18 protein-coding genes and 2 pseudogenes are annotated in these 21,475 nt (G+C 63.0%); 12 read left to right on the top strand and 8 right to left on the bottom strand.

Going from position 1 to position 21,475, the window contains the following annotated elements:
* The first annotated feature begins 25 nt into the window (after positions 1 to 25).
* The 5 genes from IVB18_RS21860 to IVB18_RS21840 all read left to right on the top strand — a co-directional run bounded on the left by IVB18_RS21860 (position 26) and on the right by IVB18_RS21840 (position 5,069).
* On the top strand, positions 26 to 1,855 hold the full coding sequence (locus IVB18_RS21860) for an IlvD/Edd family dehydratase (protein WP_247991020.1): 1,830 nt from the start codon (positions 26 to 28) through the stop codon (positions 1,853 to 1,855).
* A gap of 133 nt (positions 1,856 to 1,988) precedes the next feature.
* Entirely contained in the window at positions 1,989 to 2,720 is a 732-nt protein-coding gene (locus tag IVB18_RS21855; protein WP_247991019.1) for an SDR family oxidoreductase, read from the top strand.
* Between the two features lie 20 nt (positions 2,721 to 2,740).
* Positions 2,741 to 3,487: an SDR family NAD(P)-dependent oxidoreductase gene (locus IVB18_RS21850; protein WP_247991018.1), complete on the top strand. Its 747-nt coding sequence runs from the start codon at positions 2,741 to 2,743 to the stop codon at positions 3,485 to 3,487.
* A 28-nt stretch (positions 3,488 to 3,515) separates the two neighbouring features.
* Complete coding sequence (locus IVB18_RS21845; RefSeq protein ID WP_247991017.1) at positions 3,516 to 4,673, top strand: serine hydrolase domain-containing protein; 1,158 nt, start codon at positions 3,516 to 3,518, stop codon at positions 4,671 to 4,673.
* Positions 4,674 to 4,676: 3 nt separating this feature from the next.
* Entirely contained in the window at positions 4,677 to 5,069 is a 393-nt protein-coding gene (locus tag IVB18_RS21840; RefSeq protein ID WP_247991016.1) for a GFA family protein, read from the top strand.
* Positions 5,070 to 5,080: 11 nt separating this feature from the next.
* Here IVB18_RS21840 and IVB18_RS21835 read toward each other — a convergent pair whose 3' ends face one another.
* The gene (locus IVB18_RS21835; RefSeq protein ID WP_247991015.1) at positions 5,081 to 5,992 is read right to left on the bottom strand and encodes a DMT family transporter; all 912 of its coding nucleotides are present in this window, start codon (positions 5,990 to 5,992) and stop codon (positions 5,081 to 5,083) included.
* Between the two features lie 91 nt (positions 5,993 to 6,083).
* Between IVB18_RS21835 and IVB18_RS21830 the strand changes: the two genes are divergently transcribed.
* The 3 genes from IVB18_RS21830 (at position 6,084) to IVB18_RS21820 (ending at position 8,191) form a co-directional block, all read left to right on the top strand.
* Positions 6,084 to 7,022: a LysR family transcriptional regulator gene (locus IVB18_RS21830; protein ID WP_346732653.1), complete on the top strand. Its 939-nt coding sequence runs from the start codon at positions 6,084 to 6,086 to the stop codon at positions 7,020 to 7,022.
* 3 nt (positions 7,023 to 7,025) lie between these two features.
* Positions 7,026 to 7,706, top strand: coding sequence for a site-2 protease family protein (locus IVB18_RS21825; protein WP_247991014.1), 681 nt, complete (start codon positions 7,026 to 7,028; stop codon positions 7,704 to 7,706).
* Positions 7,707 to 7,768: 62 nt separating this feature from the next.
* Positions 7,769 to 8,191: a hypothetical protein gene (locus tag IVB18_RS21820; RefSeq protein ID WP_247991696.1), complete on the top strand. Its 423-nt coding sequence runs from the start codon at positions 7,769 to 7,771 to the stop codon at positions 8,189 to 8,191.
* On the opposite strand, the gene IVB18_RS21815 is transcribed toward IVB18_RS21820, so the two are convergent.
* The 6 genes from IVB18_RS21815 to IVB18_RS21790 all read right to left on the bottom strand — a co-directional run bounded on the left by IVB18_RS21815 (position 8,179) and on the right by IVB18_RS21790 (position 14,103).
* Positions 8,179 to 8,973 carry a TonB family protein gene (locus IVB18_RS21815; protein WP_247991013.1) on the bottom strand — a complete coding sequence of 265 codons (795 nt, stop codon included), beginning with the start codon at positions 8,971 to 8,973 and terminating at the stop codon, positions 8,179 to 8,181. The two genes, IVB18_RS21820 and IVB18_RS21815, sit on opposite strands and share 13 nt — an antisense overlap.
* A gap of 16 nt (positions 8,974 to 8,989) precedes the next feature.
* Positions 8,990 to 9,463 carry a TonB system transport protein ExbD gene (exbD, locus tag IVB18_RS21810; RefSeq protein WP_247991012.1) on the bottom strand — a complete coding sequence of 158 codons (474 nt, stop codon included), beginning with the start codon at positions 9,461 to 9,463 and terminating at the stop codon, positions 8,990 to 8,992.
* 3 nt (positions 9,464 to 9,466) lie between these two features.
* Positions 9,467 to 10,381, bottom strand: coding sequence for a tonB-system energizer ExbB (exbB, locus tag IVB18_RS21805; RefSeq protein ID WP_247991011.1), 915 nt, complete (start codon positions 10,379 to 10,381; stop codon positions 9,467 to 9,469).
* Positions 10,378 to 11,067 (bottom strand): Fe2+-dependent dioxygenase, encoded by a 690-nt coding sequence (locus tag IVB18_RS21800; RefSeq protein WP_247991010.1) that lies wholly within the window; start codon positions 11,065 to 11,067, stop codon positions 10,378 to 10,380. Before IVB18_RS21800 ends, exbB begins: the two co-directional genes overlap by 4 nt.
* A gap of 22 nt (positions 11,068 to 11,089) precedes the next feature.
* On the bottom strand, positions 11,090 to 13,636 hold the full coding sequence (locus IVB18_RS21795) for a TonB-dependent receptor (RefSeq protein ID WP_247991695.1): 2,547 nt from the start codon (positions 13,634 to 13,636) through the stop codon (positions 11,090 to 11,092).
* A gap of 227 nt (positions 13,637 to 13,863) precedes the next feature.
* The gene (locus tag IVB18_RS21790) at positions 13,864 to 14,103 is read right to left on the bottom strand and encodes a hypothetical protein (RefSeq protein WP_247991009.1); all 240 of its coding nucleotides are present in this window, start codon (positions 14,101 to 14,103) and stop codon (positions 13,864 to 13,866) included.
* A 396-nt stretch (positions 14,104 to 14,499) separates the two neighbouring features.
* On the opposite strand from IVB18_RS21790, the gene IVB18_RS21785 reads away from it, so the two are divergent.
* The 4 genes and pseudogenes from IVB18_RS21785 to IVB18_RS21770 form a co-directional block, all read left to right on the top strand.
* Positions 14,500 to 15,672, top strand: a complete 1,173-nt coding sequence (locus tag IVB18_RS21785; RefSeq protein WP_247991008.1) for an efflux RND transporter periplasmic adaptor subunit — start codon at positions 14,500 to 14,502, stop codon at positions 15,670 to 15,672.
* The gene (locus IVB18_RS21780) at positions 15,669 to 18,815 is read left to right on the top strand and encodes an efflux RND transporter permease subunit (RefSeq protein WP_247991007.1); all 3,147 of its coding nucleotides are present in this window, start codon (positions 15,669 to 15,671) and stop codon (positions 18,813 to 18,815) included. Before IVB18_RS21785 ends, IVB18_RS21780 begins: the two co-directional genes overlap by 4 nt.
* A gap of 62 nt (positions 18,816 to 18,877) precedes the next feature.
* Positions 18,878 to 19,450, top strand: a complete 573-nt coding sequence (locus tag IVB18_RS21775; protein ID WP_247991006.1) for an invasion associated locus B family protein — start codon at positions 18,878 to 18,880, stop codon at positions 19,448 to 19,450.
* 72 nt (positions 19,451 to 19,522) lie between these two features.
* Positions 19,523 to 19,714, top strand: a pseudogene (locus IVB18_RS21770) (hypothetical protein); the annotation flags it as partial.
* Positions 19,715 to 19,777: 63 nt separating this feature from the next.
* Here the strand turns inward: IVB18_RS21770 and IVB18_RS21765 are convergent.
* Positions 19,778 to 21,445 (bottom strand): annotated as a pseudogene (locus tag IVB18_RS21765) (DUF262 domain-containing protein); the annotation flags it as partial.
* Positions 21,446 to 21,475: the final 30 nt, after the last annotated feature.

The raw sequence follows: 21,475 nt of genomic DNA, 5'->3' as shown, positions 1-21,475 counted from the left end.
TGCGTTTGCATTGCAGGAGAGATCAATGACAAAAAAGCCGACCAACGGGCATGCGCCCGCCAGCAACGGCAGCCGCCGCCATCTTCGCTCGCAGGAATGGTTCAACAACCCGCATAATCCGGGCATGACCGCGCTCTATATGGAGCGCTACCTGAACTACGGTCTCACCCGCGCCGAACTCCAGTCCGGCAAGCCGATCATCGGCATCGCCCAGACCGGCAACGACCTGTCGCCCTGCAACCGCCACCATATCGAGCTCGCGCACCGGGTTCGCGAAGGCATCCGCGAGGCCGGCGGCATCGCGATGGAATTCCCGACCCATCCGATCCAGGAGACCGGCAAGCGCCCGACCGCGGCGCTCGATCGCAATCTCGCCTATCTCGGCCTGGTCGAGATTCTGTACGGTTATCCGCTGGACGGCGTGGTGCTGACCACCGGCTGCGACAAGACCACGCCCGCCTGCATGATGGCCGCCGCGACCGTGAACCTGCCCGCCATCGTGCTGTCGGGCGGCCCAATGCTCAACGGCTGGCATGCCGGCGAGCGCACGGGCTCGGGCACCATCGTCTGGAAGTCGCGCGAGCGGCTCGCCGCGGGCGAGATCGACTATGAGGAGTTTATGGAGATCGTGGCCTCGTCCGCTCCGTCGGTCGGGCATTGCAACACCATGGGCACCGCCTCGACCATGAACGGACTTGCGGAAGCGCTCGGCTTCTCGCTGCCCGGATGCGCAGCGATCCCGGCGCCCTATCGCGAGCGCGGGCAGATCGCCTACGAGACGGGCAAGCGCATCGTCGAGATGGTCTGGGAGGACTTGAAGCCTTCGGACATCCTGACCCGCAAGGCGTTCGAGAACTGCATCGTGATCAACTCGGCGATCGGCGGCTCGACCAACGCGCCGATCCACATCAACGCGCTGGCGCGCCATATCGGCGTCGAGCTCACGATCGACGACTGGCAGAAATTCGGCCACGACGTGCCGCTGCTGGTGAACATGCAGCCGGCCGGCTTCTATCTCGGCGAGGAGTTTCACCGCGCCGGCGGCGTGCCGGCCGTGGTCCGCGAACTGATGCAGCACAAGCGCATCCATGAAGACGCGGTCACGGTGAACGGTCGCGGCATCGGCGAGAACTGCGCCAATGCGCCCAAACCCGACAACGACGTGATCTGGGCTTACGACAAGCCGCTGGTGAAGGACGCCGGCTTCCTGGTGCTGAAGGGCAATTTGTTCGATTCCGCGATCATGAAGACCAGCGTGATCTCCAAGGAGTTTCGCGACCGCTATCTCAGCAACCCGAAGGACCTCAACGCCTTCGAGGGCCGCGCCATCGTGTTCGAGGGACCGGAGGACTACCACGCGCGCATCGACGATGCCGCGCTCGACATCGACGAGCGCTGCGTGCTGTTCATCCGCGGCACCGGACCGATCGGTTATCCCGGCGGCGCCGAGGTCGTGAACATGCAGCCGCCGGCGGCGCTGATCAAACGCGGCATCCACTCCCTGCCCTGCATCGGCGACGGCCGCCAGTCCGGCACCTCAGGCTCGCCCTCGATCCTCAACGCCTCGCCGGAAGCCGCTGCCAATGGCGGGCTTGCGATTCTCAAGACCGGCGACAAGGTGCGCGTCGACCTCAACAAGGGCAGCGCCAACATCCTGATCTCCGACGACGAGGTGAAGAAGCGCCACGCCGAGCTGAAGGCCAATGGCGGCTTCAAGCATCCGCCGAACCAGACGCCGTGGCAGGAGATCTATCGCAACACCGTCGGCCAGCAATCGACCGGCGCCTGCATGGAGCTCGCCACGCGCTACCAGAACGTCGCGGGCACGTTTGGCGTCGCGCGGGATAATCACTAACAACGATTGTCATTCCGGGATGCGCCGCGAGGCGCAGGCCCGGAATCCATACTCCCGATCGTGGTTATGGATTCCGGGCTCGCGACTACGTCGCGCCCCGGACTGACGACAGCAAATAAAGGAGAACAAGAACATGACAGACCGCCTCAAGGGAAAGCGCGCTGTTGTCACGGCTGCTGCGGCAGGCATCGGGCGCGCATGCGCAATTGCCTTCGCGCGTGAAGGCGCAACCGTGATCGCTACCGACATCAATGAAAGCGGCATCGCCAGCCTGACCAAGGAAGGCATCGCCGAGACGGCAAAGCTCGACGTTCGCAACACCGCCGACGTCAACGCCTTTGCCAAGCGCATCGGCAAGATCGACATCCTGCTCAATGCGGCGGGCTTCGTGCACCACGGGACCATCCTGGACTGCTCGGAAGAGGATTGGGATTTTTCGTTCGACCTCAACGTCAAGTCCATGCACCGGACCATCAAAGCATTCCTGCCGCTGATGCTGGCAGGCGGCGGCGGCAGCATTGTCAACATCTCGTCCTGCGCGGCGCTGCGGCCGCCGGCCAACCGTTATGCCTACAGCGCATCCAAAGCCGCGGTGTCGCTGCTGACGCGCGCGGTTGCGCTCGACTTCATCACGCAAGGCATCCGCTGCAACAGCATCTGCCCCGGCACCGTCGAGACCCCCTCGATGCTCGACCGCGCCGCCGCCCAGGGGCCCCAGGGCAAGGAGATGTTCGTCTCCCGCCAGAAGATGGGCCGGCTCGGCACCGCAGACGAAATCGCGTCGATGGCGGTCTATCTCGGCAGTGACGAAAGCGCGTTTACCACCGGCGTCGACCTCGTCGTCGACGGCGGTTACATGCTCTGACGTCCAAGGGATCAGACCTCATGAACAAGATCGATCTCAACGGCCGCGTCGCCATCGTCACCGGCGGCGCGCAGGGTTTTGGCCGCGCCATCACCCAGCGCTTTGTCGCTTCCGGCGCCAAGGTCGCGATCTGGGACTTTGACGCCGCGCTTGCCGAAAAGACGGCGAAGGAGATCGGCGGCGACGTCCGCGTCTTCAAGGTCGACATCACCGACACCGCTGGCGTCGAACAGGCACGCGATGCGACGCTTGCCGCCTTCGGTAAGATCGACATCCTCGTCAACAATGCCGGTATTGCCGGCATCAACAAGCCGGTCTGGGAAACCGATCTCGAGGAATGGCGCAAGGTGCTGCGCATCAACCTCGACGGTCCCTTCATCTGCTGCAAGGCGGTCGTGCCCGCGATGCTCAAGCAGAAATACGGGCGGATCGTGAACATCGCCTCCATCGCCGGCAAGGAAGGCAATCCGAACGCGTCGCACTACTCGGCCTCCAAGGCCGGCCTGATCGCACTGACGAAATCGCTCGGCAAGGAGCTCGCCGCGCACGACATCCTGGTGAATGCGGTGACGCCGGCGGCGGCGAAAACCGCGATCTTCGACCAGATGACGCAGCAGCATATCGACTTCATGCTCTCGAAAATCCCCAAGGGCCGCTTCGTGCTGGTCGAGGAGCTTGCGGCGATGGTGGCCTGGCTCGCATCAGAAGATTGTGCCTTCTCCACCGGTGCTGTGTTTGATATTTCCGGTGGCCGGGCGACCTATTGAGACCTTGGGCGCCCGAGGGGGGCGGACCATGAAGCTTGGGCGTCGGGATATCGTAAAACTCGCAGCGGGCGCATGCGCGCTGCCGCTGCTTCCGCGCGGCGCGCTCGCACAACTGGCGCCCAATCCGGCGAGCATACGCCCGCCGTCGTCAGCCGAGCGCGCGGCGATGGCGAGGCTGGCGCGTGCCTTCATGGACAAATATGACGTGCCGGCGTTCTCCTTTGCGATCGGCTATGCCGGCACGGTCGTCCATCAGGACGCCTTCGGTCTTGCCGATCGCGAGCAAAACGAAGCGGCGACGCCGCGGCACCTGTTCCGGATCGCCAGCGTCAGCAAGATGATCACCTCCGTCACGATCTTCCGCCTGATCGAGGAGAACCGCGTCAAGCTGGCGGACCGCGTCTTCGGCCCCGGCGCGATCCTCGGCACCGATTATGGCCAGCCGCCCTATTCTGCCGGCATCGACCAGATCACGCTCGAGCACCTGCTGACGCACACCGCGGGCGGCTGGAGCAACGACAACCGCGATCCCATGTTCACGCATCCGCGGATGGACCGTGCGCAATTGATCAGTTGGACGCTGGCCAACCGGCCGCTGGACCGCCCGCCAGGCCAGGGCTACGCCTACTCCAATTTCGGCTATTGCGTGGTGGGGCGGATCATCGAGAAGCTCACCGGCCAGGCCTATGCCGAGCACGTCCGCGCCGAGGTGCTCGCCCGTTGCGGCGTTACCGACATGACGATCGCGGGCAACACGCGCGACCAGCGCCAGGCCGGCGAGGTCGCCTATTACAGCCGCGGCGAAAGCCCGTACGACATGGACGTGAGGCGAATGGATTCCCACGGCGGCTGGATCGCCACGCCGACCGACCTCGTGCAGTTCCTGATGCATGTCGACGGCTACGCCAGGCCAGCGAACATCCTGCGGCCGCGCACCATCCAGGTCATGACCATCGCGCCCAGCTACAGCCCGGACTATGCCAAGGGCTTCTGCATCAACAAGTTCGACAATTGGTGGCACAATGGCAGCCTGCCGGGCACCAGCACCATCGCGGTCCGCACCCATGGCGGCTTCTGCTGGGCTGCCTTCACCAACACGAGGCGCGCGAATACGAAGATGGACGGTGATCTCGATGAGCTCAACTGGACCATGGCGCGCCAGGTCGGCGAATGGCGGGTGGCCTGAGCCATGATCCGGGAAGGCGGATGCCTGTGCGGCGCGGTGCGGTTCAAGGCCGAGGGTGAGCCGCTCAACGTCCGCGTCTGCCATTGCCGCAACTGCCAGAAGGCGATGGGCTCGCCCTTCTTCGCCCGTGCGCAGTTCGACCAGACCGCGTTAACCGTCGAGGGCGACACCGGGCGCTATGCGTCGTCCGAGAACATCGACCGCGTGTTCTGCAAGCGCTGCGGCACACGACTGTTCTCCTGGCGGCGCAACGGCACGCTGGCGGGCGTCGCGCTCGCCACCTTCGACGACCGCAACGCCTTTGCGCCGAGCGACCACATTTGGGTCTCGGAGAAAATCGCCTGGCTGAAGCTCGACGACGGCCTGCTGCAATATCCGACGACGATCCCGGCATGACCCACGTGATGTCAGGATCGGTTTGAAGCGGACGCGCTGGCGGCCTGAATGCGATGCCCCGTCGTCGTGGCGATCCATATCCCGGCAAATACCGCGACGATGCCAGCCGCCAGATTCCAGCGCAGCGGCTCGTGCAGCAGGTAGGCCCCGACCAGCGATGCCGTGATCGGATTGACCGTCACCGAGATCGCCACGCGCGTCGGCGTCGTTCGTTCCAGCGCGAAGGCCCAGAGATGGAAGGTCAGCGCGGCACCGAAGGCACCGAGATAGAACGCCGCCAGCCATTGCGGCGCGCCGAAACTCATAACCGGCGCAAAGCTGCCGCGAAAACACGAGAGCAGGATGAGGCTGGCCGCGCCCGCCGCCATGCTCATGGTGGTGAAGGCGATCGGGCTGGAGCGCCGGATCAGGGGCCGCGACCAGATGCCGTACAGCGCCATGCACAGCGCGGCAGCGACCATCAGCAGATCGCCGCGCCAGGCGCCAACCGGTGCCGAAGTCAGGTCGGAGAGAAGCGCGACCGCAACGCCCAGCGTCGCCACCACGACACCGACCGATTTGCGCCACGTCAGGGCTTCGCTGCCGAGCGCCGCCCCGATCACCAGCGTTAACAGGGGAAGCGTCGACAAAGCGAGCGCGCCGCGCGCCGCGGTCGTGAAGATGAGCGATGCATTGAACAGGACCGGAAACAGGGCGAAGAACAGAAAGCCGAGGGCAACCACGGCGCCCCAGTCCCCTCGCTCCGGCCAGCGATCGCCCCTCAGGAACGTCAGAGGCAACAGCAACAGAAAGCCGATGCCGAACCGGAATGAACCGATCGCGAGCGGATCGATTACACTGACGAGATAGCGCGTGGCGCCGATCGAGGTCCCGCCCAACCCGCTCGACAGCACGGCGGCCAAAACGCCAGAGATTTCGCCCACAGTCTCTCTCGTTGAACAGCTTTGCGGACAGCATACGAGGCGCGCCGAAACAGGGAATGGAATTTCCGTCATGCTGAGATAACGTTTCGTCATGAACGTCTCCGATCTCGACCCCGATCTTCTGAAGGCCTTTCTCGCAGTCGCCGAGCATCGCTCGTTCACGCACGCGGCCGCGACGCTCAACCGGACCCAATCGGCGGTGAGCGTCCAGATCAGGCGCCTGGAGGAGCGGCTCGATGCAAAACTGTTTCACCGCACCAGGGCCGGCGTCGCGCCGACCGCGGCGGGCGAAGAGCTACGCGTCTATGCGAGGCGCATCCTCGCCCTCAATGCCGAGGCAATCGGAGCGCTCCGCGCGCGCAAGACCGAAGCCGTGGTTCGCCTCGGCGTGATGGACGATTATGGCACGATCGTCATTCCGCCCCTGCTGGCGAGCTTTGCCAAAAGCCATCCGCCGGTCCAGGTCGAGATTGAGACCGGGCTGACCGCGACGATGCCCGCACGGCTTGGCGAAGCCTACGACCTCGTCATCGCCATGCATCCGCAAGGACGCGGTGACGGCGAGTTGCTGAGGCGCGAGCAGGCGGTATGGGCGGCGGCCGCCGCCTATCCGGCCGGGACGCAAGATCCGCTGCCTGTCGCGCTTTACCCGCCGGGCTGCCTGTTCCGCCAATGGGCTGCTGAGGCCCTCGATGCCGCCGGCCGGCCGTGGCGCCTTGCCTATGTCAGCCGAACCTTGGCAGCGGTCGAGTCGATCGCGGCCGCGGGCCTTGCGGGTCACGGTGGTCAAGGCCGGCACCCTACCCCCTCGCCTTCGCCCCCTCTGCGCGCGCGACGGCCTGCCGCCGTTACCTGCGGCAGACATCCGCCTCCACCGCGCGCGCAGCCTATCGCGCGCCGGGGCGCTGCTGGCGGATCATTTACAGCGTGGCATTTCAGAATCGGCCACCATATGTTGACCTGCAGCGTCGCTGCACCGCCGGTTTGGCTGGGTCGGCTGCAAGGCCGCATACAAAACCGGGACAGATAAGCCGTGAATATTTCCCTCTATGACCTCTCGGTCTGGGTGTTGCCGCTGTTGCTCGCCATCACCTTCCACGAAGCCGCGCACGGCTTTGTCGCGCATCGCCTCGGCGACAACACCGCATGGAAGCTCGGCCGCGTCAGCTTCAATCCGCTCCGGCACATCGACCCGTTCGGCACCTTGATCCTGCCGGCGATGCTGCTGTTTGCGCATTCGCCGTTCCTGTTCGGCTATGCCAAGCCGGTGCCGGTGAATTTCCGCAATCTCAACAACCCCAGGCTCGACATGGTCTGGGTGGCGCTGGCGGGGCCCGTCACCAACATCCTGCTGGCGCTCCTGACGGCTCTCGCCCTCCACGCTCTGCCCTGGGCGCCGGCCAACTCGGCGCAATGGATCTTCGACAACCTCAAAAATGCACTGGTGATCAACGCCGTCCTGGCCGTCTTCAACATGATGCCGATCCCGCCGCTCGATGGCGGACGGGTCGCGGTCGGGCTATTGCCCCGGCCGCTCGCCCTGGCGCTGGCCCGACTCGAGCCGTTCGGTATGCTGATCCTGATCGGACTGCTGATTTTGCTGCCGCTGGCCGGTTCCCAGTTCGGTCTAAATCTTGATGCTATTTCAGCAATACTGCGAACGTTGACCGGTTATGTGATTCAGGCTGTTCTCTTCCTGACCGGCAATGCGTAGTTGAACCGCCACACCGATTACAAGCCGAAGGGCCCGAGGCCGACTTGGTCAAAGCTGCCGATATGCTGATTGCGCGACGCGCCGACACCCGTGCCCGCGCCGATTTCGCCACCTGGAAGATGATGGCCAAACTCAACGGGTTGTCCGCGCTGCCTCCTGAGGCTCAGGAATTCCTCGCCAGCTACAAGAATCTCCTGGCGCAGATGGGCGAAGGCGAGGCCACCGAGGCCACCACGGCTGCGATCTATAAGGCCTATTATGCCGAGATGGGGGGCGCGGGAACCGCGCCAGACGTCCGCGCCCGCCCGCCCGAGCCGTCGGCGGACAATGTTACCGCCTTCCGCCGCCCGGCGCCGAAGCCGAAGAAGGCAGCCTCCTTCGTGGCGGCGACGTTTGGCGGGAGCCAGAAGCGGCCGCTCCCGGTGGCGCTGATCTTCGCCTGCCTGGTGGTGGTCTACGTCGGGATCCGGCTTTACTGGCGCTGAGCCGAGGGGCGCGCCGCGGCCTCAGCCTTGCCCGCCTTCTCGTTCTTCCTGAAGATCACCGGCAAGACGAATGTCAGCCCATCGTCTGCGACCAGCGCCGGTGGCGTCGGTACGGGATCGGAGCGCGTGACCATTCCGATGGCTGCGTCGTCGAAGGCCGGATCGCCAGAGCCCTTCTCGATGGCGACCGAGATCACATGCCCGAGCCGATCGAGCGTCAGCCGGACCGAGAGTTCAGCGGCCTTGAACAGGCCCTTGGGATAGCGCTTGTGCCGGTCGAGATGCGCGACCAGGTCCTTTTCCCAGCCCTGGCGGATGCGAACGGAGCGGTCGCTCTTCTTCTCGGCGTCGGACGTCGGCATCGCCGTCGCTTCGGCCGCAGGTGAAGCTACTGAGGCGTTAGTCGGGACAGCCGGGGTTTTGATGTCTTCCTCGACCGGCTTCTTGGTCTCGTTCAGCGCCACAGCCCGGTCGGCCTCCTCGGTCTCCGTCGGGATATCCTTCGGAAGGCTGCTTTCCTTGAGTTCCGCCTTCTGCTCGGTCAGCTCGGGCGACGCCACGGACTCGTTCGAGTCTGGTCCCGGCGGCAACTCGCTGGGTTCGCCATTGGGAGACATCGCCTCCAGACCCACTTCGATACCTTGCGGATCGGCGATGAAGTCCTGCTCGTCGCCGCGCAAATTGGCGAGCGCCAGAGCCGCGCCCCCGAGATGGAGCGCAACCGCGCCCACTGCGGCGATCACCCACAGCTTGCGAGACGGTTTCAGTTCGAGATCGGACATCGGCGTCGGGCCTTCGTCACGGCTTCGGTGCTGCCGCAGGCGCGTCCTGCGGGGGCGCGGCCCCCGGGACACCCTCCAGCGTCACCAGCTTGACCCTGGAATAGCCCCCCTTGTTCAGGAACTCCAGCACCTCCATCAGTTCGCCATACGGCACGGCGCGGTCGGCGCGCAGGAAGATGTATTTGTCCCTGCTCATATCCGCTGTGTTGTCGAGCGCACCGACCAGTTCGACACGCTTGACGAAGGTTTCCCCGATCGCCACCGAAAGATCCGGCTTGATGGTGACATAGGTCGGCTTGTCCGGCTTCTTCTGGGGCGTCGACGTCGACGTCGGCAAGTCGATCGGCAGGTCGACCGTCGAGAGCGGAGCAGCGACCATGAAGATGATCAGCAGCACCAGCATGACGTCGATGAACGGCGTGACGTTGATCTCATGCGTCTCGGAGAAATCGTCGTCATCGACGTCGTTGTCTGCAATCGAAGCGCCCATCGTTCACTCCGCCGCGCGCGAATGCACGCTGCCGTGGCTGCGATCGAGATCGCGCGACAAGAGCCGCCCCGATGCGCCCGAGGCGCGGCTGACGAGCTCGAGATAGCTCTTCGTCACGCGCGAAAAGTGGTTGTAGATGATGACGGCGGGGATGGCGGCGACGAGACCGATCGCGGTGGCGAGCAGCGCTTCGGCGATGCCGGGCGCGACCACGGCGAGGTTCGTCGTCTGCGACTTGGAGATGCCGATGAAGCTGTTCATGATGCCCCAGACCGTGCCGAACAGGCCGACGAAGGGCGACGTGGCGCCGATGGTCGCGAGCACGCCCATGCCGATGCGGATGCGTCGCTGTTCTGCGCGCACGATCTCGGCGAAGCTCGAAGCCGCGCGCTCCTTGATGCCGGTATCGCTGGAGATGCCCGCCGACATCCGCGCCTCGCGCAGTGCCGCCGCCAGGAAGGACGGCAAGATGCCCTCCTTGGCGCCGAGCGCCATCTGCGCTTCCGCGAGCGAGCGCGCTTCCGCGACCTTCTTCAGCGCCGAACGAAGCTTGGCGGACGCGACCGACAGTTCGATCGACTTGGCGATGAAGACGGTCCAGGTCACGAGCGAGGCGAAGGCGAGCCCAATCATCACCGCCTTCACGATGATGTCCGCAGACATGAACATCACCCAGGGCGACAGTTCCTTCATCATCGGCGCGGCCGACTTCAATGTGCGGCCGCCCGCGTCGACGGATGCTCCGTCGGGCGTCGAGGCCGTCGGTGCGGCGGCTGCCGGCGCAGCGGGCGCGGTAGCCGTCGAGGCCACTGGCGCCGCCGGCTGGGTTTGTTGCTGGGCGGAAACAGGAGACGCGAGCCAGGCGGCCGCCAGCATCACGGCTGCGGCAAGGCTTGCTTGGAAAGATGTGCTCTTCATACTTCGGCCCAGTAGCGAATGAGGTTGTGATAGATACCCGTCAATTTGACCGTTTCGGGATCGTCACGCCCGAGCCGTCCCACCAGCGCCTGAATGGCGGTGTCGAGGTCAAAGATCATGCTACGGGCTTGGTCGTCACGTATCATGCTCTGAAGCCAGAAGAAAGACGCAACCCGCGTTCCCCGGGTCACCGGGGTGACAAGATGCAGGCTGGTCGAGGGATAGAGCACGCAGTCCCCCGCTGGCAACTTCACTTCGTGCGAGCCGTAGGTGTCCTCGATCACAAGTTCGCCACCATCGTACTCCTCCGGCTCGCTGAGGAACAGCGTGACCGACAGGTCTGTGCGGATGCGAAGGCCGGTCAGGCGATCGCCGCGGATCGCATTGTCGACATGCAGGCCGAAATGGTGGCCGCTGTTCGCCGCATAGCGGTTGAACAGCGGCGGGAATATCTGCAGCGGGATCGCCGCCGCCAGGAACCGCGGATTCGACGTCAACGCCGAAATGATGCGGTTGCCCAGCTTGCGCGCGACCTCGCTGTCCGGCGGCAACTGCTCGTTGCGCTTGACCATGGCCGACTGCGCGCCGGCGGTGGAGCGGCCGTCCTCCCATTCGCTGGCGTCCATGATGCGGCGGAAATCCGCCACATCATCTTTGCTCAGGACGCCTTCTATGCATGTCAGCATGGGACCTCGTTTGTTGCTCGGCTCAGTACCGCGCCGAGATGACCAGATAGGCGGCGCGACCCGGTGCTTCGAGCACGAAGGGCGCGGCACTCTGGTACAGCGCGTCGTAGTAGCGCTTGTCGAAGATGTTGTTCACGAACAGCTTGACCTGCCAGTTCTTGTTGATCTTGGCTTCCGCGAACACGTCAAAGCGCCAGTAACTCGGGAGCGACGTGCCCTGGTTGGCCGCAAGCAAGGTGCCGCCGTAGATCTTGGAGCGGTACACCGCCTGCCCGCCGAGCTCCCAGGTGTCGTTGAGCTGGTACTTCGAGAGCAGGCTGAACGACTCGTGCGCGACATTGGCGAGCGGACGCCCGACGTTCGTCGGATACAGGGCCTTGTTCGCGGACGGCGCCAGCGACTGGGTCACTTCCGACTGCATCAGCACGAGCCCGCCGAACACGCTCCATTTGTCGGTGATCTTTCCGCCGACGCCGAGATCGATGCCGCGAATGCGGTAGGCGGCGCCGGCCGTAATACAAGACACGGTGGTGGCGGGGGCCACGGGAGCATACGTGCAGCCAAGCGCCGCAGCGGTGGCGGCATCACCGACGTTCTGAGACTCGCGCGCGTTATCCTTCGTGGTCTGGAACAGCGCCGCGGTCAGCAGCAGATGACGATCGAACAGCTCCCATTTGGTGCCGAGTTCGATGGCCTTGTTCTTCTCCGGCCCGAAGATCTGATTGTTGCCGCCGGCGAGGGTTGGATTGAGGCCGCCATAGGCCGTGCTGGTACCGTCGAACTCAGCACCGACCGGGTTTGCCGAAGTCGCGTAGGCCACATAGACGCTGCCGTTCGGCAAAGGCTTGAGCGTAAGCCCGAGATTGAAGTTGGGGATCAGGAATTCCGCAGACTGCTGGCCGAATGTGCCATTCGCGGCATAACCGGATGCCTTGATGCTGTAATCGTCGTAGCGGAAACCGCCATTGAGGATCAGGAGGTCATGATAGTTCGCGCTATCCATGACATAGCCGCTGACCGTATCGATACCGATCTTGGTCGGCAAGCCCGCCAGTGCGAGCGCTTTACCGGGCAAATACGTGTCTTGAGGAAAGAAGACGCTGACGCCCGTCGGCGAACCGGCTGGGGTTGTGGGAATTCCGTTCCCCTCGGAGGTGAGCCCGAGATACTTGTCGATCGACGATCTCTCACGATCGACTTCGATTCCCGCCAGCGCGGTGTGCTTGAACCCGACCCCGTCCTGGAATTTGTAGGTCGCCTCAGTCTGATTGGCGAGCACGTCGGTGATCTGGAGACGGCTCTGCGGGTTCATCGTGAGCGTCGAAGCCGAGAGCGGGGTGGCGACCACCGGACTCTCCGGTAGCGTTCCGACGTAGTTCTGGGTGGAGCGCGAAGCGCGGAACTTGTTGCTGACCATCAGATCGGGCGTGATCTGCACCTCTGCGTTAATCGTGCCGATATCCTGCCCAGTTCGGAAGAAGTCTCGGTTGATCTGGCCATACCAGTTGTTGCGGTTGGCGCCGAAGTCCGGGAACGGACCGCCCGCGGTCGACGCCGTGCTCGGCCGGTAATACGGCACGCCAAAGTCCGGAACGCCGGTCAGTTCGGTGTGGATGTAGTTGCCGGTGACCTTGATCGTGTCGGTCGGCGTCCAGGTCGTGGCGACGAAGGCGCCGTTTCGGTTGTCCTTGACGTAGTCACGCCCGGCGACATTGGCGTCCTGGAATAGACCGCCGGCGCGAACGGCAAGCCTCGGGTTGATCACCTGGTTGACGTCGAGCGTCACACGCTTGGTCTGGTCGGTGCCAAACGTGGTGTCCGTATTGTAGAAGCTCTTCTCCGTCGTCGCCTGCTTGGTGACGATGTTGATCGCACCACCGGCGATACCACGGCCGGAAAAGGTCGAGCCTGGACCACGTAGGATCTCAACCTGCTCGGTGAAGAAGTTCTCGCGCACGCTGACGCCGGAATCGCGCACGCCATCGATGAAGATGTCGTTGCGGGCATCGAAGCCGCGGATGAAGAAGCGGTCACCGAACGCGTTGCCGCCCTCGCCCGAGCCGAGCGTGACGCCGGCCGTGCTCAGGATCGCCTGCTTCAGCGTCGTAGCGTTCTTGTCCTCGAGCACTTCCTTGCTCAGGACGGTAATCGACTTCGGCGTGTCGACCAGCTTCTCCGGAAACTTGCCGCCGGCCTGAACATGATCGACCTTGTAGGGCGCCGCGGGATCCGCATAGGGATTGCGATCGGCAGCCGGTGCATTGGAAGGGACGACCGGCGCCGTTGCGGCCTGCTGGCGCTGCTGCGCCGCACGCCGCAGCGCGTTGCGCGCACGGATCTGCTCCGCCGTCGGCTTCGACGCCGTCGGCCGCGGACGCTCGACCGGAGCATCCACCGTCACCGGCGGCAGGTTCGACTGCTGTGCATGTGCGCCGCTCGACACCGACGCCACCGCGATCAAGCTCGCGACCGCCGAGACCGTCTTGCCAGAAACACCCGACGATCTTTCATCCCACGAATCGAACGCTACGACCGAACGCAACGACTTCGGTGCGACCACCTGCCCCATTACCAAACGCCCCATCTTCTTGTTCGCTCATTCAGTTCGACGAACGACGGGGTGTTGGTATCGGCCGCAAAATAGCGGGTCAATGCGAGCAACCCGCGAGAACGCTTGAATAAGTCCAGATCAAAACGATTCTAAACTCTCCTTTGAAATCGTTCTAAATCGAAATTTGGATTCGTTCTAAAACCAGCGCGAAAAGTACTGCATCAGTGGGGGGCGCGTTCACGGCTTCAATCGCTGCTCGGCGGCTTCATCAGCGAGAACAATTCATCGACAGTCTGCTGCGCAATCGCACGCACGCGATCGGAATTGTCCATGCCGGCGATGTTGACGCCTTTCACGACGGCTTTGATCTCGTCGCGGAAGTCGGTGAGGAAGCGCAAGGGATCGCGCTGCTCGTTGGCGACGCGCGCGATCAGGCCCGTGATCAAGATCTGACACGCGATCAGCTTGCCGTTCAGTTCGTCCATCCTGCGCTCCCGTTGTGGCGGGCCGATATGAACGATGTCGATTTTCCTGACAACCGGAACACCGTGCGAGCGCTTTAGAACCGTTCTCGCGAAAGCAGGTCCCGCTCCGTTCGAAGCAGCTCCGCCGGCTTTGCGGAGAGCTCGATGTGTCCGCCCCACACCGGTTCCGAGCATTGCGCAGCTCTTGCTCGCGGATCGTTCGCGGCGGGAAAATGCAGCACTGCACACAGTTGCGCCAGAGGGTTGCCTAAGGGGTGCAAAGCTTTCCAATTGTTTAGGATTCTCAAGCGATAGTGCTGTTTACACTGGAACTTGGCGTGTATTATACAAGCGCGCTGGAACCCTTTGATTGCCCCACAATTCGTGCTTCGGGCATGCGAGCCGACGCGAGCCGATATGAAAAAAACACGGCCGATCCTCTGGATTCTGATCATCGCGGCCGTGGCCTCCGCGGGTTACTATGGTTGGCAGAAATTCGCAGGTCCCGACGCCGGAAAGACCCAGACCGCACAGAAGGGTCCGCCGCGCCCGCCCGCCGTCCCCGTCAGCGTCGCGCCGGTCCAGAAGGCCGACTTCCCGGTCTATTTGACCGGGCTCGGTACGGTTCAGGGTTTTAACACGGTACAAGTCCGGACCCGGGTCGACGGCCAGATCGACAAGATCGCCTTCACCGAAGGCCAGATGGTCAACCAGGGCGATCTGCTGGTCGAGATCGATCCGCGCCCGTTCCGGGCCGTCCTCGACCAGGCCAAGGCCAAGAAACAGCAGGACGAGGCCAACCTCGCCAACGCCAATCTCGACCTTCAGCGCTACACCAAGCTCGGCGAATTCGCGACGCGGCAGCAGACCGACACCCAGCGCTCCACCGTCGCCCAGCTCACCGCACAGATCGCCGCCGACGAAGCCTCGATCTCCAACGCCCAGACCCAGCTCGACTACACTCAGGTCAAGGCGCCGTTCACGGGCGTGGCGGGCCTGCGCCAGGTCGACATCGGCAACATCGTCAACGCCTCAACTCAGACCGGTATCGTCACGATCTCGCAGGTCGAGCCGATCTCGGTGATCTTCACCGCGCCGGAGGATCAGCTTCCCTACATCACCGAGGGCCAGAAGGCCGGCGCGCTCAAGGTGATTGCGTTCACGACCGACGGCAAGAAGACTCTGGCCGAGGGCAAACTCGCCGTCATCAACAACCAGGTCGACACGACCAGCGGGACTATTCGCCTCAAGGCGGTGTTCGACAACAAGGACCACGCGTTGTGGCCGGGCCAGTCGGTTTCGACACGCCTTCTGGTGCGGACGCTGAAGGACGCGACCGTTGTTCCGGATGATGCGGTCCAGCATTCGACCAACGGCCTCTACGCCTATACCGTCAATCAGGACAACAAGGCCGAGGTCCACAAGATCAAGGTGAGCTACGGCATCGACGGGCGTTCGGTCGTCGACGAAGGGCTCACGCCGGGGCAGCAAGTGATCACCGGCGGCCAATTCAAGGTCCAGCCCGGAAGCCTCGTCTCTACGGCCGTCGCGAGTTCGGATCCAAGCCAGAACAAGGTACGACAGGAATGAACGCGGGCGGGATTTCGGCACCCTTCATCCGTTATCCCATCGGCACCTCGCTGCTGATGGCCGGCATTCTCTTTGTCGGTCTCGTCGCCTATCCCCTGCTGCCGGTCGCGCCGCTGCCGCAGGTGGATTTCCCGACCATCCAGATCACCGCCAACCTACCGGGCGGCAGCCCCGAGACGATGGCCTCGTCCGTGGCGCAGCCGCTGGAGCGCCAGTTCGCCCAGATCCCCGGCATCGCCCAGATGACCTCGACGAGCTATCTGGGCACCGCGTCGATCACCATCCAGTTCGACCTCAACCGCAGCATCGACGGCGCCGCCAATGACGTGCAGGGCGCCATCAACGCCGCCAGCGGCCAATTGCCGAAGAACCTGCCCTCGCCGCCGACCTACCGCAAGGTCAACCCGGCCGACGCCCCGATCCTGCTGTTGTCGGCGACCTCCGAGACACTGCCGCTGACCAGCGTCAGCGACGCGGTCGACGCCCAGCTCGCCCAGCAGATCAGCCAGCTTTCCGGCGTGGCGCAGGTCTTCATCGGCGGCCAGCAGAAACCCTCCATCCGCATTCAGATCGACCCGGCGAAACTTGTCGCCAAGGGCCTGTCGCTCGAGGACGTGCGCAGCCAGATCGCGATCACCACGGTTGACAGCCCCAAGGGCAATATCGACGGCCCGAAGCGCGCCTACACGATCTACGCCAACGACCAGCTCACCCAGTCCAAGGACTGGAACGACGTCGTCATCGCCTACCGCAACGGCGGCCCGCTGCGGATCCGCGACATCGGCCAGGCGGTCAGCGGCCCCGAAGACGCCAAGCAGGCGGCCTGGGCCAACGGCAAGCGCGGCGTGTTCCTCGTCGTGTTCAAGCAGCCGGGCGCCAACGTCATCGAGACCGTCGACAGGATCAAGGCGACCTTGCCTCGCCTTGTCGCGGCTATCCCGCCCGCGATCAAGATCGAGGTGATCAGCGACCGCACCACCACCATCCGCGCCGCCGTCGAAGACGTCCAGTTCACGCTGCTGCTGACCATCGCCCTCGTGGTCATGGTGATCTTCATCTTCCTGCGCAGCTTCTGGGCAACGGTCATTCCCGCCATAACGGTTCCGCTGGCGCTGCTTGGCGCCTGCGCCCTGATGTGGGTGTTTGGCTATTCGCTCGATAATCTGTCGCTGATGGCACTCACCATCGCAGTCGGATTTGTCGTCGACGACGCCATCGTGATGCTCGAGAACATCACCCGCTACATTGAGGAAGGCGAGGCGCCGATGGCCGCGGCCTTCAGGGGCTCGAAGGAAATCGGCTTCACCATCGTGTCGATCAGTATCTCGCTGGTCGCGGTGCTGATCCCGCTGCTGCTGATGGGCGGCATCATCGGACGCCTGTTCCGCGAATTTGCCGTCGTGCTGGCGATGACGATCTTCGTCTCGATGTTCGTGTCGCTGACGCTGACGCCGATGATGGCCTCGCGCTTCCTGCGCGCCCATGGCGAGGTGAACCACGGCCGGTTCTACCAGTGGAGCGAGCGCGGCTTCGATGCGATGCTACGCGGCTACGAATGGGGGCTCGACCATGCCCTGAACTGGCGGCGGACGACGCTCGCGATCTTCTTCGCGACCCTTGCCCTGTCGGTCTATTTGTTCGTCCTGATCCCGAAGGGCTTCTTCCCGCAGCAGGACGTCGGCCTGATCACCGCGACCTCGGAAGCCTCCCAGGACATCTCGTTCGCGGAGATGCAGCGCCGCCAGGTCGAGCTCGGCAAGATCGTGATGGACGATCCCGACATCGCATCCATCGCGATGAACATCGGCGGCAGCGGCCGGGCCGGCAACAACGGCAACATGTTCATCACGCTGAAGGCGCGCAACGAGCGCGATGCGTCCGCGCAGCAGATCATCGCGCGGCTGCGTCCCAAGCTCGAGAAGGTTGCCGGCGCCCGCCTCTATATGCAGGCGGCCCAGGACGTCCGGCTCGGCGGCCGGCCGACGCGTACGCAATATGAATTCACCTTGCAGGACGCCGATCTCGGCGAGCTCAACGACTGGGCGCCCAAGATCCTCGCCAAGATGGCGACGCTGCCGGAGCTGCGCGACGTCGCAACCGATCAGCAGACGCAAGGCACCACGGTTCAGCTCAAGATCAACCGCGATACCGCAGCGCGCTACGGCATCCAGCCGCAGCTGATCGACGACACGCTGTATGACGCCTTCGGACAGCGCCAGGTCACGCAGTATTTCACCCAGCTCAACACCTACAAGGTGATCCTCGAGATCCTGCCGGAGATGCAGGGCAGTCTCGAAAGCCTGAACAAGCTCTATCTGAAATCGCCGCTGACCGGCGACCAGGTGCCGCTGTCGACGTTTGCGACCTGGACCACCGATCCGGTCCGCCCGCTCTCGATCAGCCACCAAGGCCAGTTCCCGGCGATCACGATCAGCTTCAACCTCGCCCAGGGCATCGCGCTCGGCCAGGCCACCGAGGCCGTGCAGAAGGCGATGGCGGATCTCGGCGCGCCGCCGACGCTCAATTCAAGCTTCCAGGGCACTGCACAGGCGTTCCAGCAGTCGCTCGGCACGGTGCCGCTCCTGATCCTCGCGGCGCTGGTCGTGGTCTATTTGATCCTCGGCATCCTCTACGAGAGCTACATCCATCCGATCACGATTCTGTCGACCCTGCCCTCGGCCGGCGTCGGCGCGCTCGCGATCCTGATGGCGGCCGGCTTCGAGTTCAGCCTGATCGCGCTGATCGGCGTCATCCTGCTGATCGGCATCGTGAAGAAGAACGGCATCATGATGGTCGACTTCGCCATCGCTGCCGAGCGCGACGAGCACAAGACGCCGGCGGAATCGATCCGTCAGGCCGCGCTCCTGCGCTTCCGTCCGATCATGATGACGACGATGGCGGCCCTGCTCGGCGGCGTGCCGCTGATGCTCGGCCACGGCACCGGCGCCGAGATCCGCCAGCCACTCGGCTACGCCATGGTCGGCGGCCTGATCGTCAGCCAGGCGCTGACGCTGTTCACCACCCCGGTCGTCTATCTCTATCTCGACGAGCTCAACAACTGGTTCTCGGGATGGGGCCGTTCGGGTGACGGCGATGGCGACGAGGCGGTCGAGCACGGCACCGTCAAGGAAGCCGCCGAGTAAGCTTGCACCACGCGGCCCGCGACGGTACAGCGAGGCCTCGGTTCACGCCAACGCGGTACGCCATGCCCATGCAATCCAGACTTGTCGCCCTCGCTGCCGCTGTCCTGTTGTCGACAGGCGCCGCGCATGCCCAGCAGGGCGCCAAGAAGAACGCGGCTCCGCCGGCCGCGGCGGCACAGCCGGCGCCTGCTGCCACCCAGCAGCAAGCTGACGGTGCCCCGGCGCAGCAGCCCGGGTGGATCGCGCGCTGCTCCAGCCCGAGCCGCGACGCGCCGCTCGAATGCGCGATCGAGCAGAACGCGGTCCTGACCAAGACCGGCCAGACTATCGTCCTGATCAACATCCGCATCCCGACCGACACCCGCACGCCGGTGGCGCTGCTGCAATTGCCGCTTGGCCTCAATCTGCCGGTCGGCGCAAAGCTCCAGATCGACGAGGGCAAGGCGGTCGATCTCCAGATCCAGACCTGCGAAAATCGCGGTTGCTACGCCTCGACGCCGATCGCGCCCGACCTGCTCGCAAGCCTGAAATCGGGCAAGCAGCTGAAGGTCTCCTTCCAGAACATGGCCAAGGAGACGATCGCGATCCCGATGCCGCTCAACGATTTCGCGGCGGCCTACGACAAGATCAAGTAGCAGGCTTCTCCTCTCCTACTGCCGCGCCATCTGCGCGTTGCCAACGGCCTCGCCGTCGAGCCTCTGGTCATTGTCGTGCTGGGCACACTGGTGAATGCGATCCTCAACGATCCCGGCCCGCTGTCGATCCGGGCAAAGGAGATGGAGACGCGGCTCGCTGGTTGCCTGTTGCTGCTGCTTCAGGCGAGATCGGTCACCCGACCCCGAGATAGGCCTTCTGCAGTTTCGCATTCCGGGCAAGCTCAGTCGGTTTCGGAAGATTAGACATCCGGGATTTCGCTGGTCGCATGCGTATCGCCAAATAATCCGCGCTCGAGTTGCTAAGTGTTGTTGTCTCTTTTCGATAGCTTTGCGGTTCCACGTCGTTGCCGTCGCCAGCCCCTTTGTTGTTAGAAGTTCGCTCTTCGCAAATGTGAGCTTTTTCGTAGAGAATCCTTTGTTGCCCAGCTTCTCATTGATCTTTGTTAGCAAACACAAATTGCCCAACCTGGTAACGCAGTCCTCGACGATTTCGGGATCGGCCGTCAGAATATTCTTCCAATCCACGCCCGGCTTTCTAGGCAGAATATGTTCCACAGTGAGAACGGCCGGCTCAAATTCGCCTGCCATCTTTCCTTTCGCAATCCGCTGCTCTTCCTGTTCAAGAGCTTTCAAAAAATACTGTGCTTTCTGATTAGTTCTTTCGCTTTTGAGTGCAAAAGCGGCTTCGAAATCCGTATCCGATGGATAGACATCTTTTAGCTCCGCGAAGGCCGCAGAGGCAGTTTTCACCTGCCCGTCATAGATAGTTTGAGCGAGCTTGGCGCAGGCAGATTCGAAGCGACCAGTGTTTCCTCCTGTAATGAGAAGAAACCTGACAATGACGACTTCAAGCAGCCAGAGCAGTTTCTGCATCTCGGAAACAGAAAATCTCTTCAGCCCTGACAAGATCACTGGATGTGCCTGCTGGCTTCCGATCAGCTTAAGCGAAACGATTCCCGCACGCGCCTCTTTCGAATATGGAGCCCAAGTGGCATCCGTCGGCGAATCTAGCGCTGCATATTGCTCCGAGGCAGCCAATAGATCGATGGAGAGTGCGATAGCCTTATCGGCATCCGAATACTTCGTTCTGAAAGTATCAAACAATGAGCTGGCACGTATACGGCCGTGCCGGGAGGTCCAATATGCCTTAAGGAAGCTCGTAGCTTTGACATTCGCCAGGGTTGCAATCATTTGGACCCAACGCGCCTGCATGTCTCTCAGAGTTTCGGCTGACTTACCTGCGGCCTGCTTAAACAGAAAATTCTTCACGAGATCGAGGGGCGAAAGGTCCACGCCACGATCATTTAGCGTCTCAAACAGGGTGTAGGCAGCGTTTTCATCTTTAGCAATCAGCCGAACCGTCCGAATGTTGTCGCGAAAGTAAGTCACAAAATCAAAGAAATGCTTCGCCGTCTTTGACGGATCAGCGATGGATTGGGCCATCCCCTTGACCCGATCATGCGCATAGATCACTGCTTCCAAGAGAAGGCGATTTGGGTCATTCCTCTTCAGCTTTCTGTGGGCAGCAACCACATCATCAATCGCAGATCCCTTCACAACGAAGTCTACGAAGTACTGATTGTTGGTCTGATTGAGAACAAGTTTAGGAGTAGGCTCGCTCTGTCCAAGCTCGCTACCACCAATGTACCAATCCTGAATCTTTGTCGCATCTTGAGCGTACTGCGGATATTGCCTTAGCCAATCTCGAATTGCCGCAAAGATTACTACCGTTGTAGCAAGCCGTTGCTGACCGTCGAGTATGGTGTAGGAACTGCCGCTGTACAGAAAAACCAAGAGTCCTAGAAAATATGAATCGTTCTTCTTTCCGAGAGAATCGATCACATCGTCAAACAACTGCTTCACGTCATCATCGCCCCAAGCAAAGTCGCGCTGATGAGACGGAACAATAAACCTTCCTTCCTGTAGAAGGCGCGCAATGCCATAGGCGGGTGCTTCTGAAAGGGCGTCTGTCATACCGATAATCTCGTTAATGCAAAATACGTA

The sequence above is a fragment of the Bradyrhizobium sp. 186 genome (genome assembly GCF_023101685.1).
Lineage (GTDB): Bacteria > Pseudomonadota > Alphaproteobacteria > Rhizobiales > Xanthobacteraceae > Bradyrhizobium.
This window is presented reverse-complemented; position numbering and strand designations above follow the sequence as displayed.